The 24,137-nt window shown below is 74.3% G+C and carries 20 protein-coding genes and 1 pseudogene; 14 read left to right on the top strand and 7 right to left on the bottom strand.

Annotated features, from left to right (window positions below; translation table 11 throughout):
• The first annotated feature begins 77 nt into the window (after positions 1-77).
• The 4 genes from AAT21_RS11825 (at position 78) to AAT21_RS11810 (ending at position 4,160) form a co-directional block, all read left to right on the top strand.
• Complete coding sequence (locus AAT21_RS11825) at positions 78-713, top strand: metal ABC transporter ATP-binding protein (protein ID WP_046776582.1); 636 nt, start codon at positions 78-80, stop codon at positions 711-713.
• Positions 710-1,579: a metal ABC transporter permease gene (locus AAT21_RS11820; RefSeq protein WP_046776581.1), complete on the top strand. Its 870-nt coding sequence runs from the start codon at positions 710-712 to the stop codon at positions 1,577-1,579. Before AAT21_RS11825 ends, AAT21_RS11820 begins: the two co-directional genes overlap by 4 nt.
• On the top strand, positions 1,537-2,343 hold the full coding sequence (locus tag AAT21_RS11815; RefSeq protein ID WP_046776580.1) for a metal ABC transporter substrate-binding protein: 807 nt from the start codon (positions 1,537-1,539) through the stop codon (positions 2,341-2,343). The genes AAT21_RS11820 and AAT21_RS11815 overlap by 43 nt, the downstream gene beginning before the upstream one ends.
• Positions 2,344-2,504: 161 nt before the next feature.
• Positions 2,505-4,160 (top strand): WG repeat-containing protein, encoded by a 1,656-nt coding sequence (locus AAT21_RS11810; RefSeq protein WP_167350571.1) that lies wholly within the window; start codon positions 2,505-2,507, stop codon positions 4,158-4,160.
• A 20-nt stretch (positions 4,161-4,180) separates the two neighbouring features.
• Here AAT21_RS11810 and AAT21_RS11805 read toward each other — a convergent pair whose 3' ends face one another.
• The 3 genes from AAT21_RS11805 to AAT21_RS11795 are packed head-to-tail and all read right to left on the bottom strand — an operon-like array spanning position 4,181 to position 8,590.
• Entirely contained in the window at positions 4,181-5,056 is an 876-nt protein-coding gene (locus AAT21_RS11805; RefSeq protein WP_052757719.1) for a DUF1963 domain-containing protein, read from the bottom strand.
• 37 nt (positions 5,057-5,093) lie between these two features.
• Complete coding sequence (locus AAT21_RS11800) at positions 5,094-6,752, bottom strand: AMP-binding protein (protein ID WP_046776578.1); 1,659 nt, start codon at positions 6,750-6,752, stop codon at positions 5,094-5,096.
• Positions 6,749-8,590, bottom strand: a complete 1,842-nt coding sequence (locus AAT21_RS11795) for a CoA transferase (protein ID WP_046776577.1) — start codon at positions 8,588-8,590, stop codon at positions 6,749-6,751. Before AAT21_RS11795 ends, AAT21_RS11800 begins: the two co-directional genes overlap by 4 nt.
• A gap of 340 nt (positions 8,591-8,930) precedes the next feature.
• Between AAT21_RS11795 and AAT21_RS11790 the strand changes: the two genes are divergently transcribed.
• On the top strand, positions 8,931-10,088 hold the full coding sequence (locus AAT21_RS11790; protein ID WP_412180318.1) for an acyl-CoA dehydrogenase family protein: 1,158 nt from the start codon (positions 8,931-8,933) through the stop codon (positions 10,086-10,088).
• On the opposite strand, the gene AAT21_RS38815 is transcribed toward AAT21_RS11790, so the two are convergent.
• The 3 genes from AAT21_RS38815 to AAT21_RS11780 form a co-directional block, all read right to left on the bottom strand.
• Complete coding sequence (locus AAT21_RS38815) at positions 10,078-10,242, bottom strand: hypothetical protein (RefSeq protein ID WP_235438753.1); 165 nt, start codon at positions 10,240-10,242, stop codon at positions 10,078-10,080. The two genes, AAT21_RS11790 and AAT21_RS38815, sit on opposite strands and share 11 nt — an antisense overlap.
• Positions 10,243-10,431: 189 nt before the next feature.
• Complete coding sequence (locus tag AAT21_RS11785; protein WP_327152731.1) at positions 10,432-11,580, bottom strand: sugar ABC transporter permease; 1,149 nt, start codon at positions 11,578-11,580, stop codon at positions 10,432-10,434.
• Complete coding sequence (locus tag AAT21_RS11780; RefSeq protein ID WP_046776576.1) at positions 11,577-12,791, bottom strand: MFS transporter; 1,215 nt, start codon at positions 12,789-12,791, stop codon at positions 11,577-11,579. The genes AAT21_RS11785 and AAT21_RS11780 overlap by 4 nt, the downstream gene beginning before the upstream one ends.
• Before the next feature lie 245 nt (positions 12,792-13,036).
• Between AAT21_RS11780 and AAT21_RS11775 the strand changes: the two genes are divergently transcribed.
• The 5 genes and pseudogenes from AAT21_RS11775 (at position 13,037) to AAT21_RS11760 (ending at position 17,388) form a co-directional block, all read left to right on the top strand.
• Positions 13,037-13,714 (top strand): hypothetical protein, encoded by a 678-nt coding sequence (locus AAT21_RS11775; RefSeq protein WP_052757718.1) that lies wholly within the window; start codon positions 13,037-13,039, stop codon positions 13,712-13,714.
• A 240-nt stretch (positions 13,715-13,954) separates the two neighbouring features.
• Complete coding sequence (locus AAT21_RS11770) at positions 13,955-14,653, top strand: sigma-70 family RNA polymerase sigma factor (protein WP_046776575.1); 699 nt, start codon at positions 13,955-13,957, stop codon at positions 14,651-14,653.
• Positions 14,654-14,738: 85 nt separating this feature from the next.
• A pseudogene (locus tag AAT21_RS38810) lies at positions 14,739-14,963 on the top strand (WCX domain-containing protein); the annotation flags it as partial.
• A 385-nt stretch (positions 14,964-15,348) separates the two neighbouring features.
• Positions 15,349-15,996 carry a DUF4142 domain-containing protein gene (locus AAT21_RS11765; protein WP_046776574.1) on the top strand — a complete coding sequence of 216 codons (648 nt, stop codon included), beginning with the start codon at positions 15,349-15,351 and terminating at the stop codon, positions 15,994-15,996.
• Positions 15,997-16,005: 9 nt separating this feature from the next.
• Positions 16,006-17,388 (top strand): DUF1996 domain-containing protein, encoded by a 1,383-nt coding sequence (locus AAT21_RS11760; protein ID WP_046776573.1) that lies wholly within the window; start codon positions 16,006-16,008, stop codon positions 17,386-17,388.
• Between the two features lie 583 nt (positions 17,389-17,971).
• Here AAT21_RS11760 and AAT21_RS11755 read toward each other — a convergent pair.
• Positions 17,972-19,273 carry a PucR family transcriptional regulator gene (locus tag AAT21_RS11755; protein WP_046776572.1) on the bottom strand — a complete coding sequence of 434 codons (1,302 nt, stop codon included), beginning with the start codon at positions 19,271-19,273 and terminating at the stop codon, positions 17,972-17,974.
• A 585-nt stretch (positions 19,274-19,858) separates the two neighbouring features.
• Here AAT21_RS11755 and AAT21_RS11750 point away from each other — a divergent pair.
• The 4 genes from AAT21_RS11750 to AAT21_RS11735 all read left to right on the top strand — a co-directional run bounded on the left by AAT21_RS11750 (position 19,859) and on the right by AAT21_RS11735 (position 24,070).
• Positions 19,859-20,755, top strand: a complete 897-nt coding sequence (locus AAT21_RS11750) for a hypothetical protein (RefSeq protein WP_063838085.1) — start codon at positions 19,859-19,861, stop codon at positions 20,753-20,755.
• 29 nt (positions 20,756-20,784) lie between these two features.
• Positions 20,785-22,203: an NADH-quinone oxidoreductase subunit NuoF family protein gene (locus AAT21_RS11745; RefSeq protein WP_235438752.1), complete on the top strand. Its 1,419-nt coding sequence runs from the start codon at positions 20,785-20,787 to the stop codon at positions 22,201-22,203.
• A 137-nt stretch (positions 22,204-22,340) separates the two neighbouring features.
• Entirely contained in the window at positions 22,341-23,363 is a 1,023-nt protein-coding gene (locus AAT21_RS11740) for an SCO0930 family lipoprotein (protein WP_046776570.1), read from the top strand.
• Between the two features lie 155 nt (positions 23,364-23,518).
• Positions 23,519-24,070, top strand: coding sequence for a hypothetical protein (locus AAT21_RS11735; RefSeq protein WP_052757716.1), 552 nt, complete (start codon positions 23,519-23,521; stop codon positions 24,068-24,070).
• Positions 24,071-24,137: the final 67 nt, after the last annotated feature.

Raw genomic sequence — 24,137 nt, 5'->3', positions numbered from 1 at the left:
CGTCGCGTCCGACTACTGGCACGTGGGAGGCGCAGCCGAGCCGTCCCGCGCGGCCGAGGACGATCGAGGGGCGTGTGATGGGCGGACTGGACGTGCGCATGCGGGGGGTCGTCTGCCGGCACGGCCGGGTGGAGGCCGTCGCCGACGTGGACCTGGAGATCGCCGCCGGTGAACGCGTGGCGCTGACCGGGACCAACGGCTCGGGCAAATCCACCCTGCTGCGCGCCGTCCTCGGCCTGCACCCCCGGACGGCGGGCTCGATCCTGGTCGGTGGCCGGGAGGGCCGCTCGCCCGCCGAGTGGGCGTGGCGGCGCCGGGCCTGTGCCTGGATCCCGCAGAAGCCGGCCGCCGGGCGCTTCCCGCTGCTCGGCCACGAACTGCTGGCCGGCAGCAACGCCCCGGCGGAAGCGGCCGAGGCGGCGGACCGGCTCGGGGTGGGCGCGCTGACCGGCCGGCCCCTGCACACCCTCTCCGGCGGCCAGTTGCAGCGCATGTACCTGGCCCGGGCGATCGGATGCGTGGCCGCGGGGGCCGAACTGCTCCTGGCGGACGAGCCGACGGCCGCCCTCGACTTCGACGGACAGGCAGAGGCGGCGGACGTGCTCACCTCACTGCCGGTGACCCTGATCGTGGTGACGCACGACCGGGCCCTGGCGGACCGCTGCGACCGCGTACTGGAGATGGCCGCGGGCCGGCTGCGGGAGGTCCGGTGACGACCCTGGCCACCGCGGACCTCGGTGAACTCCTGCGGCTGTTACCGGTGCAACGGGCCGGAGCGGCCCTGCTGCTGGCCGCCGTCGGACTGCCCGTCATCGGTGTCGTCATCGTCGGGCTCGACATCATGCCGGTCCGGTTCGCGATGATGCACGTGGCCCTGCTGGGCATCGCCGTCGGCCTGCTCACGGGGCTCGACCCGATGCTGTGCGCGCTGGTCGCCTGCGCCCTGGCCGGTGCGGGCGTGGCCCCGCTCGCCCGCACACCGGACGGCCTCTCGGGGGCGATGGGGCTGCTGATGAGCCTGGCCATCGCGGCGGCCCTGCTGGTGCTGGCCGTGTCGGGGGTCAACGCCTCCGGCGCCTTCGCCCTGCTGTGGGGCTCGATCCTGTCCGTCGGCACGCCCGACCTCGTCGTCCTCGGCGTCCTCGCCGTCGTCGTGCCCGGCCTGTTCTGGTGGCGGCGGCGCGAGATCGGCCTGCTTCTGTACGACCGCGAGCTCGCCCTGTGCTCCGGCGTCCCGGTGCGGGTGCTGACGGCCGCGCTCCTGGTCCTGGTCGCCGTCGCGGTCGCCGGGGCCATCAAACTCACCGGCGCGCTGCTCGTCGACGCGCTGACCCTGCTGCCCGCACTCGCCGCGCGCCGCCTGGGCAGCTCACTGAAGTCGATCACCCTGTGGGCGGTCGGCATCGGCGTCACGGTGAACCTGACGGGGTTCCTCCTGGCCCTGTGGCTGGACTGGCCGCCCGGCCCGGTCCTCGTCCTGACCGCGGGGGCGCTGGTCCTCGCGGTGCATTTCATACCCGAACGGAGAATCAGCTCATGGCGCGCACCCGCGTCCGTATCCCTGCCGTCCTCGCACTGAGCGCGGCCCTCTTCCTGACCGCCGGCTGCGGGAACGGCCCCTCGTCCGCATCCGGCGGGGACCAGGGGCAGCCGCGCACCGGCAAGCCGTCCGTGGTGGTCACGACCACCTGGGAGGGCGCCCTCGCGAAGGCCGCCGGCGCGGAGGACATCAAGGTCATCGTGCCTCAGTCCGTCCACCACGCCCCCGACTACGACCCCAGGCCCTCGGACCTCGCCGCCGTGGCCAAGGCCGACTTCGTGCTGTACGCGCCCTTCGAGCCGTACGCCGCGAAGATCAAGGAGGCCGCGGGGTCCGGGGCGAAGCTCGTCGAGGTGGAGCTCGACAACGACCCCGACAAGGTGTCCGCCGAAGTCGGCCGTCTGGCAGGGCTGTTCGGCACTGCGGACGCCGCCGCGCAGTGGAAGACCGGCTTCGACGCCGAGTACACGAAGCTGAACAAGGAGCTCCAGGCCGGCTGGCCGGGCGGCCGCAGTCCGTCCGTCGTGACCCAGGTCTTCACCGCGTGGTCGGCCAAGCTCGCGGGCGCCACCACGGTGGGGACGTTCGGGCCGGAGGCGGTGACCCCGGCGCAGCTCGCCGAACTCGCCGCGAAAAAGCCGTCGCTGGTGCTGGACAACGCCCACATGTCCACCGGAGCGGTCCTGCCGGACTCGGACGCCAAGCAGGTGAAGATCGTCAACTACCCGGGGGACGACCTCGATCTGCTGCCGGTCTACCGCTACGCGGCGGCGGAGCTGAAGAAGGCCATGGGTACCCCCTGACCGCCGGTGGTACGGGGGAGGGGCCCGGCGGGACGTCCGCCGGGCCCCTCCCCCGTATCGGGGCGCGACGCAGCGGTCCGCGACGATGAGGCCCGGTCCCGTACGCCCCCAGGAGAAGTCCGTGACACCGCCCCGTACCGTCCGCGCCGTACGCCGTGCCCGTGACGGGACGCGACCCGTTCGGAACGCGGCTGGCCCTGGTCGACGCGGTGGGCGCGCTCGTGCGTTCCCCCGATCTCACCGCCGTCGGCCCGTTCCACCCGGACGGCGAAGGCGGCCCGGTCGCGCCCGCGGCGGACCGGGCCGGGCGATGGGGTTATCTGAACGGGCAGGGCCGCTGGCTCAGCGCACCCGGGCTGGAGTGGGCCGGCGCCTTCGACGGCGCCGGGCTCTCCCGGTTCCGCCGGGCGGGCCTGTTCGGGTATGCGGACACCTCGGGCACTCCGGTCGTGGCGGCCCGCTTCACGGGGGCGGAGGAGTTCCACCACGGGCTGCCCGTGGTCCGTACCGAGGACGGCGCCGGCTACGCGGATCCCACGGGCCGGGTGGTCATCGGCGGCGGCTTCGACGCGGCCGGGCCCTTCGGGCCCGTCGGCCTGGCGCCCGTACGGCCGGTCGCCGGCGGGGCGTGCGGATACGTGGACCGCGAGGGGCGCCCGGCGATCGCGCCGCGGTTCGACGGGGCGGGTCCGTTCGGCGCGGGCGGGGCGGCGCCGGTGCGGGTCGGTGAGCTGTGGGGGCTGGTGGACACCGCGGGCGGATGGATCGTCGAACCGTCCTTCCGGCTGCTGAAGCCCTTCGACGAGAACGGTCTGGCGTACGCCATCGGCGGCGGGCCGGGCGACGCGTTCGCCGGGTTCGTCGACTGCCGGGGCGAGCCGGTGCTGCGCCGCGAGAGCGAGATGGACGAGGAGCTGTGGTGCGGCCTGCTGAAGGTCGGCGACGGCTTCGCCCGTGGCTTCGTCGATCCGGCCGGGCGGCCGGTGATCGAGCCGCGCTACGCCTGGGTGGAACGTTTCTCCCCGTGCGGGGCGGCCGTTGCCTGTGTGGACGACGGCATCCCGCGGTGGAGTGTGCTGCGCACGGACGGCTCGTTCACGCCGTCCCCGCACCGGGAGCCGGTGACCGACGGGGACGGCTGGGTCGTCGGCTTCGACGACGTGACCGGTCTCGCGGCGTTCGTCTCCGGCGACGGCGCGGTCGTGCACGTCGACGCCGCGGGCCGGGACGTGTGCCGCGTCGAGGCCTCCGGGGACGGGGCCTGCGTCGCCCTGCGGGACGCGGCCGGCCGGACCGTCTGGGAGGGCACGGCGCAGCCGGGGACCTTCGAGCGGGCGTGGCCGCACCTGCTCCGCGACGCCGGCCAGTACGTGGACCGCACCCCCGTGCGGGAAGGGGAAGCGGCGGCCGTCGCCGCCGAGCTCCTGGACCGCGCGCCGCAGCCCTTCCACCCCGGCTCCACGGACCCCTACGACCTCGACCGGCTGGACGAGGACGACGAGGAGGACCTGTGCCGCGGCGCGGTGCACGTGGTCGCGAGCGTCTTCCTGGAGGCGGAGGCGCTGGCCGAGTACCCCTTCCTCCAGGACTGGACGGACGCGCGCTTCGCGGAGATCCACGACACCGTCGCGGAGCACCTGCGCGCCGCGTACGGCCCGCCGCTGCCGGCCGACCGGGCCGCCTTCCTGCGCTTCGGCGACGGCGAACGGTCCGTCACCTGGCAGGTGGGCGAGCGCCTGCTGGTCCTCCAGGAGTGGATGGTCATCGGCGACGGCGACGTGGAGATGGAGATCTGGCTGGCCGCCGTCGACGCCTGACCCGCCCCGGGGGCGGCCGGTCAGAACCGGGGGACGAGCACGGCGGCGCCGAAGTCGCCCCGGTTCAGGTCCTCCTGGCGGATCAGCCATACGAGGGCTCCGCGCCGGCGGCCGGCCGGTGCGGGATCGTCGGGGTGGCCCAGCATGCCCTCGGCGGGCTCGTGGTGGAACTGCGCCAGCAGGACCCACTCGCGTGCTCGCGCGATGTCGAGTGCGGTCGCCGCGGACGGGTCCGTCACCGCCTCGCCCGCCCCGAGGGCCTGGTACTCGGCCACGCCCGAGGCCACCGCGTGGCCGCCCACGCGGTGCTCGAAGCGGTGCCCGTACTCGGCGAGTTCGTCGAGGAAGGACTGGGCGCACAGGGGGTGGTCGTAGAGGTCCTGCGGCGCGTGGAGGCCGAACGCCTCGCGCACCCGGGGGTGGTCGGGGAACGGCGCGGTGACCTCCGGCCGGGCGATCAGCCTCACCGCCGGAAACACCGCCGCTCCGGACGGCGCCGTCCGCACGGCGCCGGGAACACCCGGGGGCACCCACAACACCCGCCCCCGGCCCTTCGGGACGGATGCGAAGAACGCGAGCGAGCCCTCGGCGGGAAGGCGGAAGTCGAGCGCCCCGGCCGGGAGGGCCGCACAGTCCACCGCCGCCACGAAGGCGAGCGGGGCACCGTCGGGCTCGCTCGGCCAGTGCGTCCCGTCCGGGAGGCGGGGCAGCCCGCCCAGGCGGGCCGCCGTCGGCAGCTCCGCGGCGTCCCACTCCTCGTCCGCGACGGCGAGCCGTACGCCGGGCCGCAGCAGCGCGGCCCAGCGTTCGGCGTCCTCGTCGTCGAGGTGGCGTCGGCCGATGTCGTGCAGCGCTCCTGCCTGCGCGTCCAGGTGTGCCCGGTCCTCGTGGTCCATACGGCGATCATGCCGCCCGGGTCGGACAACGGCCGTCCTATACGAGAGCACTGCTCTCGGTCAGCCGCCTGCGGAGGGCCGCGCGGTCGGGCTTGCCGGCGGCGGTCAGGGGCAGTTCCGCGACGACGAGCAGCCGCTCGGGATGCTTGCACCGCTCCAGGCCGCGCCCCGTCAGGTGTTCGCCGAGGGAGGCGAGGGTGGGGGCCTGCGCCCCCCGGGCCACGACGCAGGCCGCGAGCCGCTCCCCCATCAGCGGGTCGGGGACGCCGACGCAGGCCACGTCCCGCACCTGGGGGTGTGCGGTGAGCTCGCGCTCCACCTCGGCCGGACTGATGTTGGCGCCGCCCCGGATGACGATGTCCTTGAGCCGGCCGACGACGTGCAGGACGCTCTGGGCGTCGAGGTAGCCGAGGTCACCGGTGCGGACCCAGCCGTCGGGCGTGCGGTAGCGGGCGTCCAGCTCGGGCGCGCCGACATAGCACAGCGGGGTCATCGGGCCGCGCGAGATGATCTCCCCGACGGCGCCGTCGGGGAGCTGCTCGTGCGTCTCGGGGTCGGCGATGCGGATCTCTGCGACCCGGGGGTCGGGGTGCCCTGCGACAACACCGGAGCCGTCGGTGGGTGGCACCGTACTGCCCAGTCCCGTATGGCAGTTGACGCCGTCGGCGGAGCCGTAGAGGTTGACGACGGGGCAGCCGAAGGCCTGCGCCGCGGCGGCCGCCGTGGTCTCGTCGAGGGGCGCCCCGCCGAGGACGAGGGCGGTGGGCGGCGGCAGTTCCGCGCCGCTGCCGTCGAGGCGTTCGAGCATCATGCGGACCATGGTGGGCACACCGAGGACGTGCGTCGGCCGGTGCTCGCGCACCGCTGCCAGCGCGCCGTCCGCGGTGAAGCGGTCCAGCAGGACCAGGGTGCCGCCGTGCCGGGCGAGGGTGACCGCGGTGCCGTTGGAGCCGAAGGCGGAGGCCAGCGGGACGAGGAAGAGACAGCGCGGCGGGGTCCCGTCGGGGATGAGCGAGGCGAGGAAGTTGCCTCGTCCGCCCGCCAGCGCGTTGTGCGAGTACGCGATCATCTTGGGCTCGGCCTCGGAGCCGGAGGAGACGAGGATCCGGGCTGCGCTGTCGGGGTCGGGCCGGGCGGGGACGAACCGGCCGGGGTCGCTGCGCAGCAGCTCCGCCAGCGGAATCGTTCCGTCGGGGAGGGTGCCCGGCCGCCCCGCGGCGATGACGTGGCGCAGGCACGGGAGCGACCCGGAGAGCGTGTGCAGGTCGGCCGCGTGCCGGAACGCCCGGTGTTCGCTCGCGGCGATGACGGCGACCGCCTCGGCGCGGCGCAGCAGGCACTCGGCCTCCAGGACGCCCCGGCCGACGGGGAAGGGGAGCGAGACCGCGCCGAGGGCGGCCAGCGCCAGGTCGGCGATGACGGAGGCCCGGCCGTCGGGCAGTTGGACGCCGACGACGTCGCCCGGGCCGATCCCGAGGTCCCGCAGACCGGTGGCCAGAGCCCGCACCTTGCGGTCGAGGGCCGTGTAGCAGAGCTTGCCCTTGGCGTCGATGACGGCGGTGCGGTGCAGGTCGGCGATCTGGCGGGCGCGGAAGAGGCTGTAGAGGTCGAGGTCGGGGCAGGTGCCGTCGACCACCCAGGTGCGGCGGAGTTCGGCGGGCAGCAGGTCGCGCAGTACGAGCCTGTCGGCGGTCATGCGAAGCTCCAGGGGTCGGGGACTGCGGGGGCGCCGTGCGCGTCGCGGCTGATCGAGCCGGCGAAGCGCGGGTCGTGGTGCAGGTCGGACAGGTCGGTGGTGACGGCGGTCGCCGTCAGGCCGTGCTCGCGCAGCCGGGCCAGGGCCTCCGCCGTCGGCAGGCCGCGCAGGTCGTGGCCGGCGGCGGCGCGGGCATCGTCGTCGGCGGGTGCGATCCAGCCGTCGGCGGTGGCCAGCGGGCGGCGGAATCCGGCCGGCCGCCGGGGGTTCTCCCCGCGGGCCGCCCGGCGCAGGGCGGGGCCGGTCAGCGTGTCGGCCGCGCCGAGCAGCGAGGAGTCGACCCGGACGCCGCGGCCGGTGCGTTCGCGCAGCAGCAGCCCGGCGAGGACCGCCTCGGCGCCCAGGAGTCCGCCCATGACGTCGAGGAGGGTCATCAGCGAGGGCGCGGGGCTCTCGCCCTCGGGGCGGGCGGCCTCGCCGACCCCGGTGCGGGCCTGGACCATGAAGTCGGTGCCCATGGGGGCGTCGTCGAGGCGGCCGGCCCAGCCGCTGGTGTACGCGTGGACGAGCGCGGGATTGACGCGGGCGAGGTCGTCGGCGTCGAGGCCGAGGGCGGCGGCCTTGCCCGGCGCCCAGTTGTGCAGGAAGACGTCGGCGTGCGCCGCCATGTCCCGCAGCCGCCCGCGGTCCGCCTCCGCCTTGATGTCGATCTCGACGGCCCGTTTGCCGCGGTTGAGGGCGAGCCAGCGGGCGGAGATCCCGGAACAGGCGGGGGGCATGCCGCGCAGCGGGTCGCCGCCCGGCGGTTCGATGCGGATCACGTCGGCGCCGAGCAGCCCGAGCAGGTGCGCGGCGAGCGGCGCCTGGATGCGGCGGCCGGCCTCCAGCACGGTCAGCCCGGACAGGGGGCCGGCGGCCGGCGCCGCGGGGACCGCCCGCCCGCCGGCCCCGTGGCGGGGCCCCGGCAACGGAGTCGGCGCCGGCGTCGGCCCGTCGGCGGCGGCATCGGCGCCGTGGACCGACGGGGCCAGGGACCAGGGGGCGGCGCCGTCGTGTTCCGCGGCCCGGTCGGCGAGGGGGCGCAGCGCGCACACTTCGGCACCGGAGAGGGCCGCGGCCCGGCGGATCAGGTCCCAGCCGTGGGACCGCGTGGTGGCGTGGAGGGCGGCCGGGAGGGTCGCGCAGGCGGTGGCGTAGCGGAACTGAAAGGGCCGCCAGCCGGCCCGCAGCGCGTCCGCGGGTGCCTCCAGCGCCGTCCAGAAGGCGGCCCAGGCTCCCGGGTCGAGGGTTTCCAGCTCGAAGAGGATCCCGTCGGCGGAGGTGAACGGCGGTCCACCGGGGGCGATTTCGGCCGCCTCGCCCTCGTCGGCGCCGGCGGCCGCGAGGTACTGGGACACGGCGAGGAGCCCGGCCCGGTCGGCGCTGGTGGTGACGGGGGCGGCGGCCGCGCCTCGGGCCTGGCCCACGAGGTTCGCGAGGAGCCCCTGCACCGTGAGGACGGCGGTGGCGGTGGCGGCGTAGTCGACGGCCAGTCCGCGGGGGCTGCCGTCCCGCCGTCCGTGCACGGCCATGATGCCTGTGGCGGCCTGCACGGTGGCCTCGTCGGCGAGCCCGCTCGCGGGGTCCGCCCAGGTGGCGGTCGCGTGCGCCGGTGCGAAGCCGCCGCCGGTGAGCGTGGTGCCGGAGGCGGGCGCGTCCCAGTGGCCGCGGCGGTCCGTCCGTGCGCCGAGCAGGCGCAGGTGATCGGTGACGACGCCCGTGATCCGGGGCGGCCCCGAGGCGTCGAAGCGCAGTGTGTCGAGCGGCCGGACGGTCTGCGTGGTGGCTGGTGACGCCATGCCTCTCCTCTCCTGGCGCGGCGGTGGCCGCAGCCCGGGTCTTGCGGAATGCGGGAACCCGGGAGCGTCCGCGCCCGACCAGTTCCACGAACAGACAGTCGGTCGGCCGTTCGTGCGAGTTCCCGCGAGTTCGCGGAGGCTCCCGAAACTGTGCGGAAGTCCGCGCGAGTCCCGGAATTTCCCGGGAAAGAGGAGGCGAGCAGTGAAAGATCCCCGCACGAACAGGGCCGATGCCGAAGCCGTGGGCAGTGCCGTGGGCGGTACCGGTGCCGGTGCCTTGGCCGACGCCGGGGGCGCGGGCGCGGTGGGCGCGGGGGGCGCGGGCCGGGAGTCTCGGGCGGTGGCGCTGCGGGAGCGGGTCGGCCGGTTCGTCCGGGAGCGGGTGTTCCCCCGGGAGTCCATGCTGGACGGGGGCGGGCCCGTGGCCGGCGAGGTGCTGGCCGCGCTGCGTGCCGAGGCGCGGGCCGAGGGGCTCTGGGCCCTGCCGCTCCCCGCCGGACTGGGCGGCGGCGGGCTCTCCTTCGAGGCCTACGCCGAGCTGGCCGAGGCCGAGGGGGCCAGTGACCACGGCCCGGCCGCGCTGGGGTCGGCCCCACTGCTCGACGTGACGATGCTGGCGCGGTACGGGCGGCCCGGCGTCCGCGAGGCGTACCTGAAGCGGCTGGTCGCCGGGGAGATCCGTACCTGCTACGCGATGACCGAGCCGGGGGTGCCCGGCACCGACCCGCTGCGGACCACGACCCGCGCCGAACGGCGCCCCGACGGCGGCTGGCTGGTCACCGGCCGCAAGTGGTTCACCTCGGGCGCGGCGGATGCCGACCTGGTGACCGTGATGGCCCGTACCTCCGGCGCGGACGGGGACCGCGAGGGGCTGTCGCTGCTGCTCGTGCCCACCGGCGCGGCCGGCTTCCGCGTGGTGCGCGAACTTCCCGTGCTGGGCGCCACGGGACAGTACGAGATCGCCCTCGACGGGGTACGGGTGCCCGCCGACCACCTCCTCGGCGAGCCCGGCGAGGCCCTGGCCATCGCCGGTGAACGGCTCGCGCTCGGCCGTACGCTGCGCTGCCTGCGGTGGCTCGGCCAGGCGCAGCGGGCCTTCGACCTGATGTGCGAGCGGGCCGCGACCCGCGGCGGCTCGCGCGGCCCGCTCGCCGAGCAACAGCTGGTGCAGGCACATGTCTTCGACGCCCTGCTCGCACTGCGCACCACTCGCCCCCTGGTCCGGGAGGCGGTGGCGCTCATCGCCGCCGGACGGGACGCGCGTACGGAGGTCGGGCTCGCCAAGGTTGCCGCGGCGCGCATGCTCCAGCAGGTCGCGGACTGCGCGATCCAGGTCCACGGGGCCGCCGGCCTCGGCCCGGACACCCCGCTCCCGGCCCTCTTCCGCACCGGCCGCGCAGCCCGCATCCTCGACGGCCCGGACGAACTCCACATCACCGCGGTGGCCCGCCGCGTGCTGCGCGCCTACGGCCCGAACGGGCAGGGCGTCAGTTCCTGACGGGCTCCATACAGAGGACGGACTTGTCCGTCTCGGGCTGCTGCGCGAGCGCCACATCGGCCACGCCCTGGCACGTGTCGAGGTCGTGCACGGGGGCCTCGCCCGTCAGGTGGGGAAGGCCCAGGCGCCAGAAGAGGGCGACAGCGATCGCCACGACGACACCGAGGATCCTCTTCCCCAGGGTGCCCTTCTTCTTCGCGGGCTCGGACGGCGCGACGGGGACGTCGACCGGGCCGGAAGCGGCTCTCTCCCTCCGTTCTGCAATCGGATACGGAGTCGTGACCCTGCCGCCCCGTCAGCTCCCCACCCCCGGACCCCCGTCGGCCGGACCCGCAGGCGCCCCCTATGAACGGGTGATGTCGACGAGGCCGTGCAGGGCGGTCAGGGCGAGGGCCAGGAAGAAGTCGCCCCAGACGAGTTCGTGGCGGACCGCCAGGCCCTTCGCCGCGTCGTAGCAGCCGTCCAGCAGCATGCCGGGCGGGCGGGGGCCGCCCTCGGGGGTGAGGTGGTTGCGGGTGAGGTGGTCGAGGACCTCCGCGGCGCGGAGCGCGTACTGCTCCGCGCGGGGGCCGGGGGTGCGGGCCAGTTTCAGCAGGGCCACCGCCGTGATCGCGGCGGCCGAGGTGTCGGGGGGACCGTCCGGGCAGGCGGTGTCGGCGGGCGGGACCGGAGGGCCGGTCAGCACCCCGCCACGCGTGGTCAGCAGGGTGGCCGCCTCGGAGAGGCGGGTGAACTCCCCCGCGCTGAGCTCCGGTTGGAGCATCGCGTCGGCGACCGCCAGGAGCAGCCAGGCCCGCCCGCGGCTCCAGCCGGGCGGCGGGTCCTCGCAGGGCCGCCAGCCGCCGGTGGCCGCATCGTGGATCAGGGCCGGCCGGAACCACGGGTCGCCGGTCCCGTCGAGACAGAGGTCCAGGTGCCGGTGGAGATGGGCGGCCGCCGCGGCCGCCCCGCCGGGCCCGGCAGCCGCCAGGAGCGGCACCGTGCCGGGTACGGCGTCCACCCGGGCCAGCAGGCGGGGGCCGCCCAGGGCGTCGCCCCAGGGCAGGATCCCGAGCTCCGGGTCCCAGGCCGACAGGCAGGCCCCGGCCGCCCGGGCCCGGAGCGCCGCGGCTGCGGCGTCGTCACCGGCCGCGGCGGTCCCGTACCAGAGGATGAGCCCGCGCGTGGCGGTGTCGGCCGCGGTCCACGGTGCGAGCCGGGCCGTGCACGCGGCGGCGGCCCGCCGGTCGTGCCCGGCTCCGGTGTACCGCGCCCGCAGCCAGAGCAGTCCGGCCCAGAAACCTCCGGTCCACGAGCCCCGGCCGGTCGTGGTCCACCGCCCGTCGGCGGGGTCGGCGTACAGCGGGAAGCGCGGGCCCACCTCGGCCGCGGTCACCGCCACCCGTGCCATCACCGCGGCCAGCGCCCGGCCCGTAGGCCCACTCCCCTCGCCGCCCTCGCCGGCCGTCCCGCTCCCGCCGTTCATGCCGCCCACGCCTCCCACCCCGCTCACGCCGCCCGCTCCGGGCCTCGCCGCCGGTCGCGTACCGCCCAGAGGAACCCGACGGCGGCCGCCGCCGCGAACTCCGCCGCCACCAGCAGCCACCCCGGCCCGTACCGTCCGCTCTGCGCGAGCAGGCCGAACAGCGGTGGCCCCAGGGCGAATCCGGCGAAGAACCCGGCCGCGACCAGCGCGGAGTCCTGGCCGGCCCGGCCGGGGGCGGCCCGCTGAAGGACCAGCACCATCGAGACGGCGTTGCCGGACACGGCGAACACCCCGACGGCGACCGCGCCGAACCACACCAGCGGGCCCACCACGAGGGAGGCGCCCAGCAGGGCCGCCGCGCCCAGCGCACCGCACGCGAGCCGGCCGGGGAGCCATTCGGCACGCCCCGGCCGGGCCGCCTTGGACCAGCCCACCCGGCCGGCGATCCCGGCCACCCCCAGCACGGCGACCAGCGCGCCAGCCGTCGTCGGCCCCATGCCGAGGCGCTGCGCGCCGAAGAGGGCGAGGTAGGTGTTGACGGAGGCGATTCCCGCGCCGAGGAACAGCGAGAAGGCGGCCAGCCAGGCCACCATCCCGCGCGGGACGAGTTCCGTACGGGGGCCGGCCGGCGGAGCCGGAGGGTCCGCCGGGAGCACCCGCAGCGCCCACAGGCCGGTGAGCAGGGCCGCCGCGGCGCCCGTCCACACCGCGCCCCGCCAGCCGATTCCGCCCGCGAGGGCCGCCAGCGGCGCTCCGGCCGCGAAGGCGCCGAGCTGGACGCCGGACTGCTTCAGCCCCGTGACGGCGCCCCGCCGGGCGGGCGGAACGGCCCGCAGCACAGCCTTGTTGGTGGCCGGGTTGGCGAGCGCCTGCGGTACGCCGCCCAGTGCGACGGCGGCCAGCAGCAGGCCGGCGCCGGGGGCGGCGCCGATCAGGGCGAGCGCCGCGGCGGAGAGGAGGAGCAGGGCGACCAGCGAGCGCCGGGGCCCGATCCGGTCCACGATCCGGCCCCCGGCCGGGGACAGGGCGGCGGCCGTCCCGAACCCGATCGTGGTGGTCAGCCCCAACAGGGCCGGTGAGAGGCCGAGTTCGGTCACGAGTCGCGGACCGAGCGCCCCGAGCAGGAACAGTTGCAGCATCGAGAACGCCATGGCGCCGGTGAGGAGCGCCGTCAGCCCCCGGCCCGCACCGCCGTCCTTCTCCGTCGGCGATGCCGTCGCCGTTCCCTCCGACGCCACGAAGTCTCCCTTCCCGGGACGTTGAACCGCTCGATGGACCGGGTAAGCAGTCGGGTGGAACGGCGGGCAGGTTCCCGCGTTCCGCTGTGCCCTGCACCACATGAGGCAGGCGGCCCTGCTGTGACATGGTGGGTCCGCGGAATCTTGTCCGGAAGTGCGTACCCCGGTGTGCGGCTCGGGAGGCCGGTGCGAGGATGAGCCCCGCCATGGAGCCGGTCCGCTGTTTACGCGCCCTTCGGGCTGCGATGTTCGCAGCCCTCTGTGTGCTGCTCGCGGCGACCGGACACATGCTCATGTCGGGTGCCCCGGTGCCCTGGTGGGCGTTGTCCTCCGGGTTCGTGGCGACCGCGGGGACGGCCTGGTCCCTCGCCGGCCGTGAGCGCGGGATCCTCGCCGTCACGGTCACCGCCGTCGCCGTACAGACGGTGCTCCACTCGGGGTTCTCCCTGGCCCAGTCCCTGGCGCCGCCTGCCGGGCCGGCCATGACGGCGCTGCCGGCGATGCCGGACGGAACGGCGGGAGCGGAAGCCGCCGGCCACGCGCATCACGCCCTGCACGCGACGGTGGCCGCCCCGGCCGCCGGGCACATGGCCGTTGGCGGACACATGGCGGGCGCCGGGCACGAGTCCTCGGCCATGCCCGTGCTGTTGATGTCACCGGCCGGGATGGTGCTCGCCCACCTGCTGGCGGCCGTGCTGTGCGGACTGTGGCTCGCCCACGGCGAGCGCGGCCTCTTCCGGGTGGTGCGCGCCGTGGCCGCCCGACTGCGGGCGCCGCTGCGCCTGTTGCTCAGCACCGTCGCGCCGGCGCACCGGCCGCGCCCGCGAGTGCGCCGGCGGCGCCGGACACACGCACCGCGGCAGCTGTTCCTCGTCCACGCCATCACCACCCGGGGTCCGCCGACGGCGACCGCTGTCCTCTGACAGCTGGTCACCCGAGCCGCATCCGCGTACGCGACCGATCCTGCGCACACCTCGCGCACCTCGCGCACTGCGCATGTCTCACGTGCACCTGACGCGTCCCCGACGTACTCCGTGCACCGCATGTGTCACGTGGATGCCGTGCCTCGGGCCCTCGGCCGTGCCCTCGGGCAGGCCGTGCCCCTCACCGGCCCCGCCCTCCGCGCGACGCCGGACTCCCCTTGCACATAAGGACCTTTGGCGATGACCCCTGCCCTGACGACCCCCCAGTCCTGTACCACCGGCGAGCGTCCCGCCCGGCACACCGCGGCCTCCGACGCGGCGGTGACCCGGCTGGCGCTCGCCGCCCGCGACGGCGACCGCGCGAAGACGGACCGCTTCGTGCGCGCCCTCCACCGCGACGTCTGGCGCTACGTCGCCTATCTGAGCGCCGACACCCAGGCCGCCGACGACCTCACCCAGGACGTGTTCCTGCGGGCGCTCGCGAGCCTCCACCGGTTCGAGGGCCGTTCCTCCGCACGTACCTGGCTGCTGTCCATAGCGCGGCGCACCGTCGTGGACAGCCTGCGCCACGCCGCCGCCCGGCCGAGACTGTCGGACCGCTGCGACTGGCAGACGGCCGCCGAGCAGGCCCAGCCGTACGACGTACCGGGCTTCGAGGACGGCATCGCGCTGGCGGAGCTGCTGGCCGCGATCCCGGCCGAACGCCGGGAGGCCTTCGTCCTCACGCAGTTGCTCGGCCTCCCCTACGCGGAGGCGGCCGAGGCCGTCGGATGCCCGATCGGCACGGTCCGCTCCCGCGTGGCCCGGGCCCGGACCTCCCTCGTCGCGCTGCTGACCGACGCCCCCACGGCCGCGCCGGAGCCGGAGGCCCCGGCCGCGCGGGGCGAACGGGCCCCGCGGCGCACGCGCGAGGCGGTGCTCGCGGCTTCGCCCGCCTGATCCGGGACGGTCCGGGGGCGCGGGACGATCCGGGGGCGCGAGCCGTCGCGGGCCCGCGCCCCTGGGCCCCCGCGCCCCCGGGCCCAGGGTGGACCCGGCGCGGCGGGAGGATCTGGCGGGCAGCGCGCCGGCCGTCCTCGCCGAGGAGACCGAGGCGGACGGCCGGCTGCGGCTGGACGTCTCCTTCCAGGACGCGCGGCACGCCGAATGGGCGCTGTGGCAGCCGGCCCCTAGCGCGGAGGTCCTCGCCCCGCGGTGGTTGCGCGAATCCCTGCACGAGCGCGCGGTGGCGACCGCCGCGCGCTACGCGGCGCCGTCCCCCGGGCAGCCGCCTCCCGCGTGGAGCGGGGCACAGGACACGGCGCACAGGTCAGAGCACGCAGGACACGGCACGCAGAGGGCACACAGGACACGGCGCGCAGGGCGGAACACCCGGCACGAGCCGCGTCGGCCCGCATCAGGGGGTGCGCGCGCAAGATATCAGCCTTTCCAGGACTCGCCGGAGTGTTTATCCGATGGTGATGTCCTCCGGTGGGCGCGTCACCCCGGGCACTACCGTCCCGTGACACCCCCGGGAATGCGGGTGTTGCACCGCACCACGCTTGCGGAAACTCCCTGCCCCGCCACCTCCCGGCCCCACGGAGCAAGGAGGCACATTGCTGTCACTGCGGCGGAGAAGCAGCCGAGGCTGGTCGATGGCCACCCGGTACTCGATCGCGAGCGGCGTCGTCATCACCGCGCTCGCGCTCACCCTGATCGCCCTGCTGGTCCCCGTGGACAAGTTCGGCGACCGAGCCTCGGCCTCGGCCGCCGTCGCGGCTCCGGCAGCGGGCGACGACGACGGCCTGGGAACGGTGAGCACGGCGTACGGTCCGCTGACTGCCGCGGACCGGGACTTCGTGCGCAAGGTCCGTCTCGCCGGGCTGTGGGAGCTGCCCGCCGGGCGGCAGGCCCAGCAGCGCGGGACGCGCCCCGCGATCCGCACGGCCGGCGATCACCTCGTGGACGGCCACACCGAACTGGACCGTCAGGCCATCCAGGTCGGCCAGGCCCTCGGCATCGACCTGCCCAACCAGCCCTCCCCTCAACAGCAGGACTGGCTGAGCCAGATGAACCGCGCCAAGGGAGACGAATACGAACGACTGTTCACCCAGCTGCTGCGTCGAGCACACGGAAAGGTGTTCGGCCTGCTGGCCGGGATCCGGGCACAGACCCGCAACTCCATGGTGCGAGCCCTCGCCACGTCCGCCAACGCCACGGTGCTGGACCACATCACGGTCCTCGAGGACACCGGGCTGGTCGACTTCGACGGGCTCTCCGACAATGTCCCACCGACGAAGTGAAGTGATCGCATGAGTCAAAAGGGCCACAAGCGCCCCCGGTTGTCGACCAAGCTCGTGGGAGTGGTCTCCGCGCTCGTGCTGGGCGGCGGCGGTGTCGCCGTCATCGCCGGCAACGCCTCCGCGGGCCAGGACGACAACCGCAAGGGACAGTTGATGACCACGATCGACTGCCCCGACGTGGGAGACAAGCTCACCTCGGTACCCGAGCAGGCCAAGGCCGAGGTCGACGCGAACCTGGCCAAGCTGGACGACCAGGTGGCGGACGCCTACCGGCGGCTCGCCGCCGGCGAGGCCCAGGGCAACGCCCTGCTCGGCGAGCTCAAGGCCAAGCGTGAGCAGACCATCAAGGGCGTGTCCGACGCGATCGACCGGGTGGCCGAGCCCCCGAAGGAGATCGCCTCACTGGCCTCCTGCGAGATGAAGAAGGCTCCGGCCGAGGAGGACGGCGCGGCCGGCGCCGCGGCGCTGCAGGCCGGGGCCGACGCCAAGTCCGCCGCGGCCGGCAGCAAGAGCGGTCCGGCGAAGAACGACTTCGTGAACATCACCAAGGTCCGCCCCAACGTCCGCAAGCCCAAGGCCCAGGGCGGCGCCTCCACCGGCACCTTCAGCGTCCAGTGCGGCCGTAACGAGAACAAGCACTTCAACCCGGACAACGTCATCGTCGCGCCCGGCGTCTCCAACGGCGCCCACCACATGCACGACTACGTGGGCAACGTGTCCACCGACGCCTTCTCCACCAACGACAGCCTCGCCAGGGCCGGCACGACATGCAACAACGGCGACCAGTCCACTTACTACTGGCCGGTGCTGCGGCTGCGCGACGGCAAGGCCGAGCGGGACGCCAAGGCCCCCGGCGGCGGCCAGGACGGCAACGTCGGCACGATCCTGCAGCCCAAGCAGGTGACGATCGACTTCAAGGGGAACCCCACCGGCAAGGTCACGGCCATGCCCCGCTTCCTGCGCATCATCACGGGTGACGCCAAGGCCTTCTCCAACGGCAACGCCAACGCCAACGCCTCCTGGAGCTGCACCGGCTTCGAGGACCGCCAGCTGAAGGACAAGTACCCGATCTGCCCCAAGGGCAGTGACGTGGTGCGCACCTTCACCTTCCAGAGCTGCTGGGACGGCCGGAACGCCGACAGCGCCAACCACCGGACCCACGTGGCCTTCGCGGACAACAACGGCCGCTGCAAGAACGGCTTCAAGCCCATTCCGCAGCTGGTCCAGCGCATCGTGTACGGGGTGTCGCCGGGCGCCCGCTTCGCCGTGGACAGCTTCCCCGAGCAGCTCCACAAGCCGGTGACCGACCACGGCGACTTCATCAACGTGATGTCGAACGGCCTGATGAACAAGGCCGTGAGCTGCATCAACGAGGGGCGTCGCTGCCGCTGACGCTCGCTGCGGGGCTCTGCCCCCTTACAGCCCCCGGGGCGGGCGCTCCCCCCATCCTCNCCCCGCGCCCGCCCCGGGACAGGTGTTGGTCCGAAGCTCGCTTCGGACCAACACCCTTTTGTGTGCCCGTCTCCCGGCCCCGTCACGGAGGGCGGGACCGCGGGCACGTACGCGCTCCGGCGGTGACGGCGGGCGGTGTGCGTGGGCCGCATGACGCCCGGCCGGCGGCAGCGGACGGTCTGCGTGGGCGCGGCGACGCCGGGTCGGTGACGGCGGACGCTGTGCACGACCACACCCACACCGGTCCGGTGGCGGCGGACGGGTGCACGACCACACCCACACCGGTCCGGTGTCGGCGGACGTCGTGCCCGACCGCACGCACTCCGGCCCGTCGGCGCCCGGCGGTGTACGTGGGCACACGAAAGCCCGGCCCGGCCCCGTGACGACGGGGCCGGGCCGGGCTGCTGTGGTGCAGAGGGGTGTGGTCAGGGGTGTGGGTTCAGGGGAGTTCGGGTCGAGGGGTGTGGTCAGGGGTGTGGGTTCAGGGGTGTGAGGTCGAAGGGTGTGAGGTCGGGGGTGTGGCTCAGAGGCCGTTGACGCGGGCCATGCGGCCGACGACGACGGGGGTGAAGTCCGCCTGGATCACGCGGGCAGTCCTGCGGGTGACGCGGGAGTGCTGGCGCCGCACCTGGGCCATCAGGCGGCGGCTGCGCAGGGCCATCTCCAGCTCGAACCGGGTCCGCGGGTCACGCAGTCCGGTTCCGAAGAGCTTTTCCAGCTGCCGCATGCGGTACCGCACGGTCTGCGGGTGCACGCTGAGGGCCTTCGCGGCCTCGGGGGCACCGCCGCCCTCCAGCCAGGCGAGGAGTGTCACCTCCAGGCGCTCGCTCTGCCGCGGGGTCAGGTCCGCGAGGGGCCGCAGCCACCGGGCGGCCAGAGCGTGGGCCAAAGGTTCGTCCTGGAGCAGGAGCAGGGTCGAGAGGTGGTCGTCGACGAAGACGGCCCTCGCCTCCATACCCGGCCGACTGGGGGTCAGCGCCGCCAGGCGCAGGGCCCAGCGCAGGGAAGAGGCGGTGTCCCGGAGCGGGACGGCGTGGCCCACGGACGCGAACCGGCCGCGCAGCAGATGCTCCAGCGGTATGCGGACATCGGGGTCCGGGCTCGGGACCAGCAGGCACGGCCGGCCGGCGAACACCCCTACGAGGGCGTCCTCCAGAACGCCCGCCAGCTGCTGCGCCTCGCCGGGCGTGGCCGGCACAATGGCCCGTACGGCCAGCGGGAGGGTCCATCCGGCCGCCTCGGCGAGCTCGGTGAGGGAGCTGTCGGACGCGACACGGTCGTCGGTGAGGGTCCTGAACAGTTCCTGGCGAGCCCGCTCGCCCGGGCGGCTGCCATCACCGTTCTCCTCCTCGGTCAGGTCCGGGGTGTTCGCCCGGATGCGCATGCGCGCCGGCTCGCGGATCCCGTCGCGGGACCCTGGGCGGGTGGCTTCGCGAATGTAGTCGCGCCGGCCCTCGTGCGTGATCTCGCACTCGTCCGTGCGGGTCGCCTCCTTGCTGCCGGCCGTCCCCCGGCCCGCGGTGTCGGTGTCGTGCTCGGTTCCGACGATTTCGACCTGGGTCTCTGCCTGGTCCTGGTCCTCGTCCGGTGCTTGTTCCCGGGGGCGCTCCTGGTAGCCGAGGGTGGTGAGAAGAGCCTCTTCCACGCGCTGCCGGAGCAACTCTCCATCAATGGCATCGTTGTCATCGACAAGAGCGGAAAATTCCGGAATTCCATGCAGAAGCTCCTCCACTATCTCGGCGGCCAGTGCGGGGAGTTCCCTGCGCAGGACGCGCGTCCACTCGCCTCGGGGGCGGGACCAGATGCGGTTCAGAAGTTCGCACATCGTTTTCCTCGTTCGTGCTGGGGTGAGGCTTGCCCGGGGAAGAGCGGCAAGCCCGCCGAGGTTGCCTCCCGTGCCAACAGCTTTGTCCGACATGGGAGTTGCGGCCCTCGTACTCCCTCCTGGAGAGGTCCGACCACCCACGGTCCCGGGACTTTGCTTTCTTTTTGCCGTCCGGGACGCGTAGGTGACGGGCGGGTGCGGTGGCCTGTCGCAACCTCCGCTGGAGGGGAATCTTCCGGTGTTGTTCGATGCGCCGGAGACGCGCTGCGAGAAATTATCACGTTTCGATAAATCCTGTGGAGCAGATGTGACGCTCCACGATGCTGCTGCACTCCGGCCCCAAGTTCCCTCGGCCGGCGCGGAGTTTCACAGCGCGGCCGGGCACAGACGACAACGACCCCCTGGGTGCCGAGCGCGAGGTGGAGCGCTCGGAGCCCAGGCGCACAGGAGACCTGGATGCCCTTGCCCCAGCCGCACATGCCTCGCCCGCACAGGGCGCGCCGTAAGAGCCGACACGCGGCATCGGCTCCGGCCGCAGGACGGAGGGCCGTCCGGCGGCCCTCCCTGCTGCCGACGCCCGGACGGATGAGTCCGGGCACACTCAGCGCCATCGGCGCGGCCATCCTCTCCATCACCGTGGCCGCCCGCGCGGGCGCCTTCTCGCAACTCTGGGACTTCCTCGACTTCGGGGCGGGCGTCCTCTCGCTCGTCTCGCTCACCTCAACCGTCCTGTGGGGGCTGATCTCCACGGACCGGCTGTTGCTGAAATCGGGTCACCGGCTGCTGGCCCAGGGCGTGCACCGCGGCCTGGCCGTGTCCGGGCTCGGCTTCCTGGCCCTGCACATATGGGTCAAGGTCGCCGAGCAGCGGACGACCGCGTCCGCGGCGGCGGTGCCGTTCACGGATGCCGGACGGCCCCTGCTGATCGGGCTCGGCAGCCTCGCCGGGTACCTCTTCGTCGCGGTCGCGGTCTCCGGCGCGGTCCGCAGCGTGTTCGCCACCAACGGCCGGTCCCTGTGGTGGCGGGCCCTGCACTTCGCCGCCTATCCGGCGTGGGGCGCCTCACTGGTCCACGGCCTCAAGGCGGGACGCGCCGCCGACCTCTACGTCACCGTGTCGTACGCCCTGTGCCTGGTCGGTGTCGCCGGCATGCTCGCGTTCCGGCTCAAGGCCAGGATGGACGAGTCGGCGTCCGGGTCCCCCGGCCCGACGAACGTTCCGGAGCCGCCCATCGTGGCCGGCGTGCCCCGGCAGCGGCGGGAGTCGCGCGCCCGGGCGTCCGGCAGCCGGGCCGCCGGCGGCCGGGCGTCGAACCGGGAGAAGTTCACCGGACCGGCCGCGCCACCCATGGACGACCAACCCGCTCTCAAGGCCGTGTACGCGGCCGACCCGGCCGGCTCCTACATGGACGCCGGCCTGGGCATGGGCACCGCCGCGGGCATGGACGGCGACCAGTACGCCACCCGTGAGTGGCGGCTGTGAGCGGCTTCCCGCGCCCCAGCCTCGGCTGCGTGGGCGCTCCCAGACTCCTGGCCGGACTCGACCAGGCCCCCCGGCTCGACCGCGTCGCCCATCTGACCACGCACGGCCAACTGCCGCGCTACCGGCCGGACGAGCTCGTCGACCTCGCCGAGAACATCGACCTGCGCGGGCGCGGCGGGGCCGGGTTCCCCTTCGCCAGGAAGCTGCGCGCCGTCATGCGCGCGAGCGAGGGACGCGACACGGGGACCGCGGTCGTGGTGAACGCCAGTGAGGGCGAGCCCAGTTGCCTCAAGGACAAGGCGCTGCTGCTGCACGTCCCGCACCTGGTGCTCGACGGAGCCCTGCTGGCGGCCGCCGCGGTCGGCGCGGACGACGTCGTCATCGGCGTCACCCGGCCCGACGTGGAGCAGTCGCTGCGCGCGGCAGTCGCCGAACGCGGCCCCGCGGGCCGCCAGGTACGGGTGCAGGCCCTGCCCGAACGGTTCGTCACCGGGGAGAGCACCTCCATGGTCAACGGCCTGAACGGCGGGCCGACGCTGCCCTCGGGGCAGAAGATCCGGACCAGCGAGCGGGGTCTGGGCGGCATGCCCACCCTGTTCTCCAACACCGAGACCTACGCCCAGCTCGCCGTGGCGGCACGCCTCGGCGCGCTGGACTACCGGTCCGTCGGCCTGCCGTCCGAGCCCGGCACCGTGATGCTGACCATCGCCGGCTCCACGGTCGTCGAGGCACCTCTGGGTACCTCTCTGGCGTACGTACTGGAGCTGTGCGGCCTCGATCCCGGCCAGGGCGTACTGGTGGGCGGCTACCACGGCAAATGGCTGGATCCGGGGTCCGCACGCATCGCCGACCTGTCCCGGGGATCCCTCGCGGCCTTCGACGCGGTGCTGGGTGCGGGAGCGGTACTGCCCCTGCCGCACGACACCTGCCCGGCCGGCGAGGTGGCGAAGGTGACCCGGTGGATGGCGGACGAGACGGCCGGCCAGTGCGGCCCCTGTTTCCGGGGCCTGCCCGCGCTGGCCGACGTGGTGGAGGACGCGGTCAGGGGCGGCGGCAGAAGCGCGCTGGAAACCATCGAAGCCCGGATGAAGGTGGTACGGCGCCGCGGCGCGTGCAGCCATCCGGACGGCACCGCGGCCTTCGTGGCGTCGGCGCTCGCGGCGTTCCCGGACGAGTTCCGCGACCACGCCCTGGGCAGCGGCTGCGGCCGGCGGGTGGTGGGGGCACTGCCCCTGCCGAAGGAGGAGACCCCCGAGGAACGCCTGCTGGTGGACTGGACGCTGTGCCGGGGCCACGGGCTGTGCGTGGACATCCTCCCGGACGTCGTACGGCTCGACGCGGACGGATACCCGTCCCAGGCGTCCATGCCCGTGCCCGCGCAGCTGCGGCAGAAGGCGCAGCGTGCGGTGCGCCGCTGCCCCGCCCTCGCGCTGCGCATCCAGGACTGAACCAGCTCCCCCGGGTTCAATGTTGGCGCGATCTGACAAATTCTGAAGGAGATCGGCTTTCTCCGCCAGCGGCCCCGTAGAAATTACCCAAGGCACGAGAACGCGAATCCTGACCTGAAGGAGAGATCGTGAAGAAAATGCGTCGTGGAGTATTCGCCGGGTCGGCCGTCGCGGTATTGATGCTGACCGCCGCATGCGGCAGCGGCGACAATTCCGCGGGAAAGAGTGATTCGGTTCAGCCGGTGGGCGACAGCAAACAGGCGGGGTCCGGCTACGACGGCTACGGAGGCGGATCGGGTGCTGTCCCGGCGGCCGACACCGTGAAGTCCGGCCCGGCCGGAGAGCTCAAGGTGAGGGCGACCACGGAGCTCGGGAACACGGTCACCGACAGCGCGGGATTCACGCTCTACCGGTTCGACAAGGACACGCCGAAGCCCCCGAAGTCCAACTGTGAGGGCGACTGCGCCAAGGTCTGGCCGGCGGTCTCCGCGGACGACGCGTCGGCCGGGGCGGGCATCGACAAGAGCCTGCTCGGCTCGGTCGAACGGGCCGACGGTACCAAGCAGCTGACCCTGGACGGCTGGCCGGTGTACCGCTACGCGAAGGACACCAAGGCGGGCGACACCCTCGGCGAGGGCGTCGGCGGGACCTGGCACGTGCTGGCGCCCGACGGCAAGCCGGCGAAGGCCGGCAACAACGCGGGCTCCGGGGCCGGCGCCGACCCGAGCGCGGGCGCCGGTGCGGGCGCGGGTGCCGGCGCCGGTGCGGGCGAGGCCGGCGGGCAGGAGAAGGCGCAGGCCGACCCGATCGGCGTCAACCGGGACACGAAGCTCGGCGCCATCCTCACGGATGCGGAGGGCCGCACGCTCTACCGGTTCGACAAGGACAGCGCCTGGCCGATGAAGACCAATTGCCTCGATGCCTGCCTGAACACGTGGAAGCCCGCCAAGGCCGTCGACAAGGAATTGGTGAAGGGAATTCCCGCCGAATTGGTGGGCACGTTCAAGCGGCCCGACGGAACCGAACAGCTCACGATCGACTGCTGGCCGCTGTACACCTTCACCGGTGACAAGGAACCGGGTGACATCAACGGACAGGGCAACAAGGGCGTCTGGTTCGCGGTCTCCGACAAGGGCAAGAAGGTGACGGCCACCGGCTGAGGCCGCGGAGCCCACCCCCAAGGGCTTCACCCGCGGCGCACAGCACAGCACCACACAGCACCGAACAGCACAACACCCCCTCAACGCGTGGTGCCCGGGCCCCTCCCCTCCCGGGCACCACGACCCCTTTTCCCCGATCAGCCCGTGAGGTCCCGATGCCGTCCACCGCCCGCCCCGCCCTCCGGATCCGCCCGTCGCTCGCGGCCGTCGCCGCGGCGTGCGTCACCGTGCTGCTGTGCGGAGGATGCGCCGGGCACGCGGCCACGCCCGCAGCCTCCGCGGAGGAGGCCGCCAAGCCCACGACCTCGATCGAGGAGATCGCGACGGCCATCGGCTGTTCGGCCGAAGTGAGCATGGAGGCCGAAGAGTTGCGGCAGGGCGGCTGTCAGACCGAGCAGGGCGCCTACCGCATGGTCACCTTCGCCGCCCAGAAGGGGCTGAGCGCCTGGCTGGACGAGGCCCGCGCCTACGGCGGGGTCTATCTGGTCGGTGACCGCTGGGTCGTCACCACCCAGTCCGCGGACGCCCTGAACGCGCTCCGCGGACGGCTCGGCGGCTCCGTGGAGACCGGCACCGCGCACAACGGGCCCTCGTCCGGGCACACTGACCCCTCCGCGCCCGCCGCGCCCTCCGGCGGGGCGGCACCCTCCGCGCCCGCCGGCTCCTCCGAGCACTCCGGCCACTCGACTCCCCCTGCAGGAAGCTGAGTCAGGTGGGCCGGCCCGGCGGCGGTGTGCCGGCCAAGGGCTCGCGGATCTCGCCGCTGGTGAGCGG

Source organism: Streptomyces yangpuensis (assembly GCF_001005295.1).
Classification (GTDB): domain Bacteria; phylum Actinomycetota; class Actinomycetes; order Streptomycetales; family Streptomycetaceae; genus Streptomyces; species Streptomyces yangpuensis.
Note: the sequence above shows the minus strand (reverse complement) of the source record. Positions and strands in the feature narration are given on the sequence as shown.

What these genes read in the sequence shown, in the direction of transcription:
- AAT21_RS11825 (WP_046776582.1), top strand. Translation starts at nt 78, where the DNA reads ATGGGCGGACTGGACGTGCGCATGCGGGGGGTCGTCTGCCGGCACGGC.
- AAT21_RS11815 (WP_046776580.1), top strand. Translation starts at nt 1,537, where the DNA reads ATGGCGCGCACCCGCGTCCGTATCCCTGCCGTCCTCGCACTGAGCGCG.
- AAT21_RS11805 (WP_052757719.1), bottom strand. Translation starts at nt 5,056, where the DNA reads ATGGACCACGAGGACCGGGCACACCTGGACGCGCAGGCAGGAGCGCTG.
- AAT21_RS11800 (WP_046776578.1), bottom strand. Translation starts at nt 6,752, where the DNA reads ATGACCGCCGACAGGCTCGTACTGCGCGACCTGCTGCCCGCCGAACTC.
- AAT21_RS11795 (WP_046776577.1), bottom strand. Translation starts at nt 8,590, where the DNA reads ATGGCGTCACCAGCCACCACGCAGACCGTCCGGCCGCTCGACACACTG.
- AAT21_RS11775 (WP_052757718.1), top strand. Translation starts at nt 13,037, where the DNA reads ATGTTCGCAGCCCTCTGTGTGCTGCTCGCGGCGACCGGACACATGCTC.
- AAT21_RS11770 (WP_046776575.1), top strand. Translation starts at nt 13,955, where the DNA reads ATGACCCCTGCCCTGACGACCCCCCAGTCCTGTACCACCGGCGAGCGT.
- AAT21_RS11765 (WP_046776574.1), top strand. Translation starts at nt 15,349, where the DNA reads ATGGCCACCCGGTACTCGATCGCGAGCGGCGTCGTCATCACCGCGCTC.
- AAT21_RS11760 (WP_046776573.1), top strand. Translation starts at nt 16,006, where the DNA reads ATGAGTCAAAAGGGCCACAAGCGCCCCCGGTTGTCGACCAAGCTCGTG.
- AAT21_RS11755 (WP_046776572.1), bottom strand. Translation starts at nt 19,273, where the DNA reads ATGTGCGAACTTCTGAACCGCATCTGGTCCCGCCCCCGAGGCGAGTGG.
- AAT21_RS11750 (WP_063838085.1), top strand. Translation starts at nt 19,859, where the DNA reads ATGAGTCCGGGCACACTCAGCGCCATCGGCGCGGCCATCCTCTCCATC.
- AAT21_RS11740 (WP_046776570.1), top strand. Translation starts at nt 22,341, where the DNA reads ATGCGTCGTGGAGTATTCGCCGGGTCGGCCGTCGCGGTATTGATGCTG.
- AAT21_RS11735 (WP_052757716.1), top strand. Translation starts at nt 23,519, where the DNA reads ATGCCGTCCACCGCCCGCCCCGCCCTCCGGATCCGCCCGTCGCTCGCG.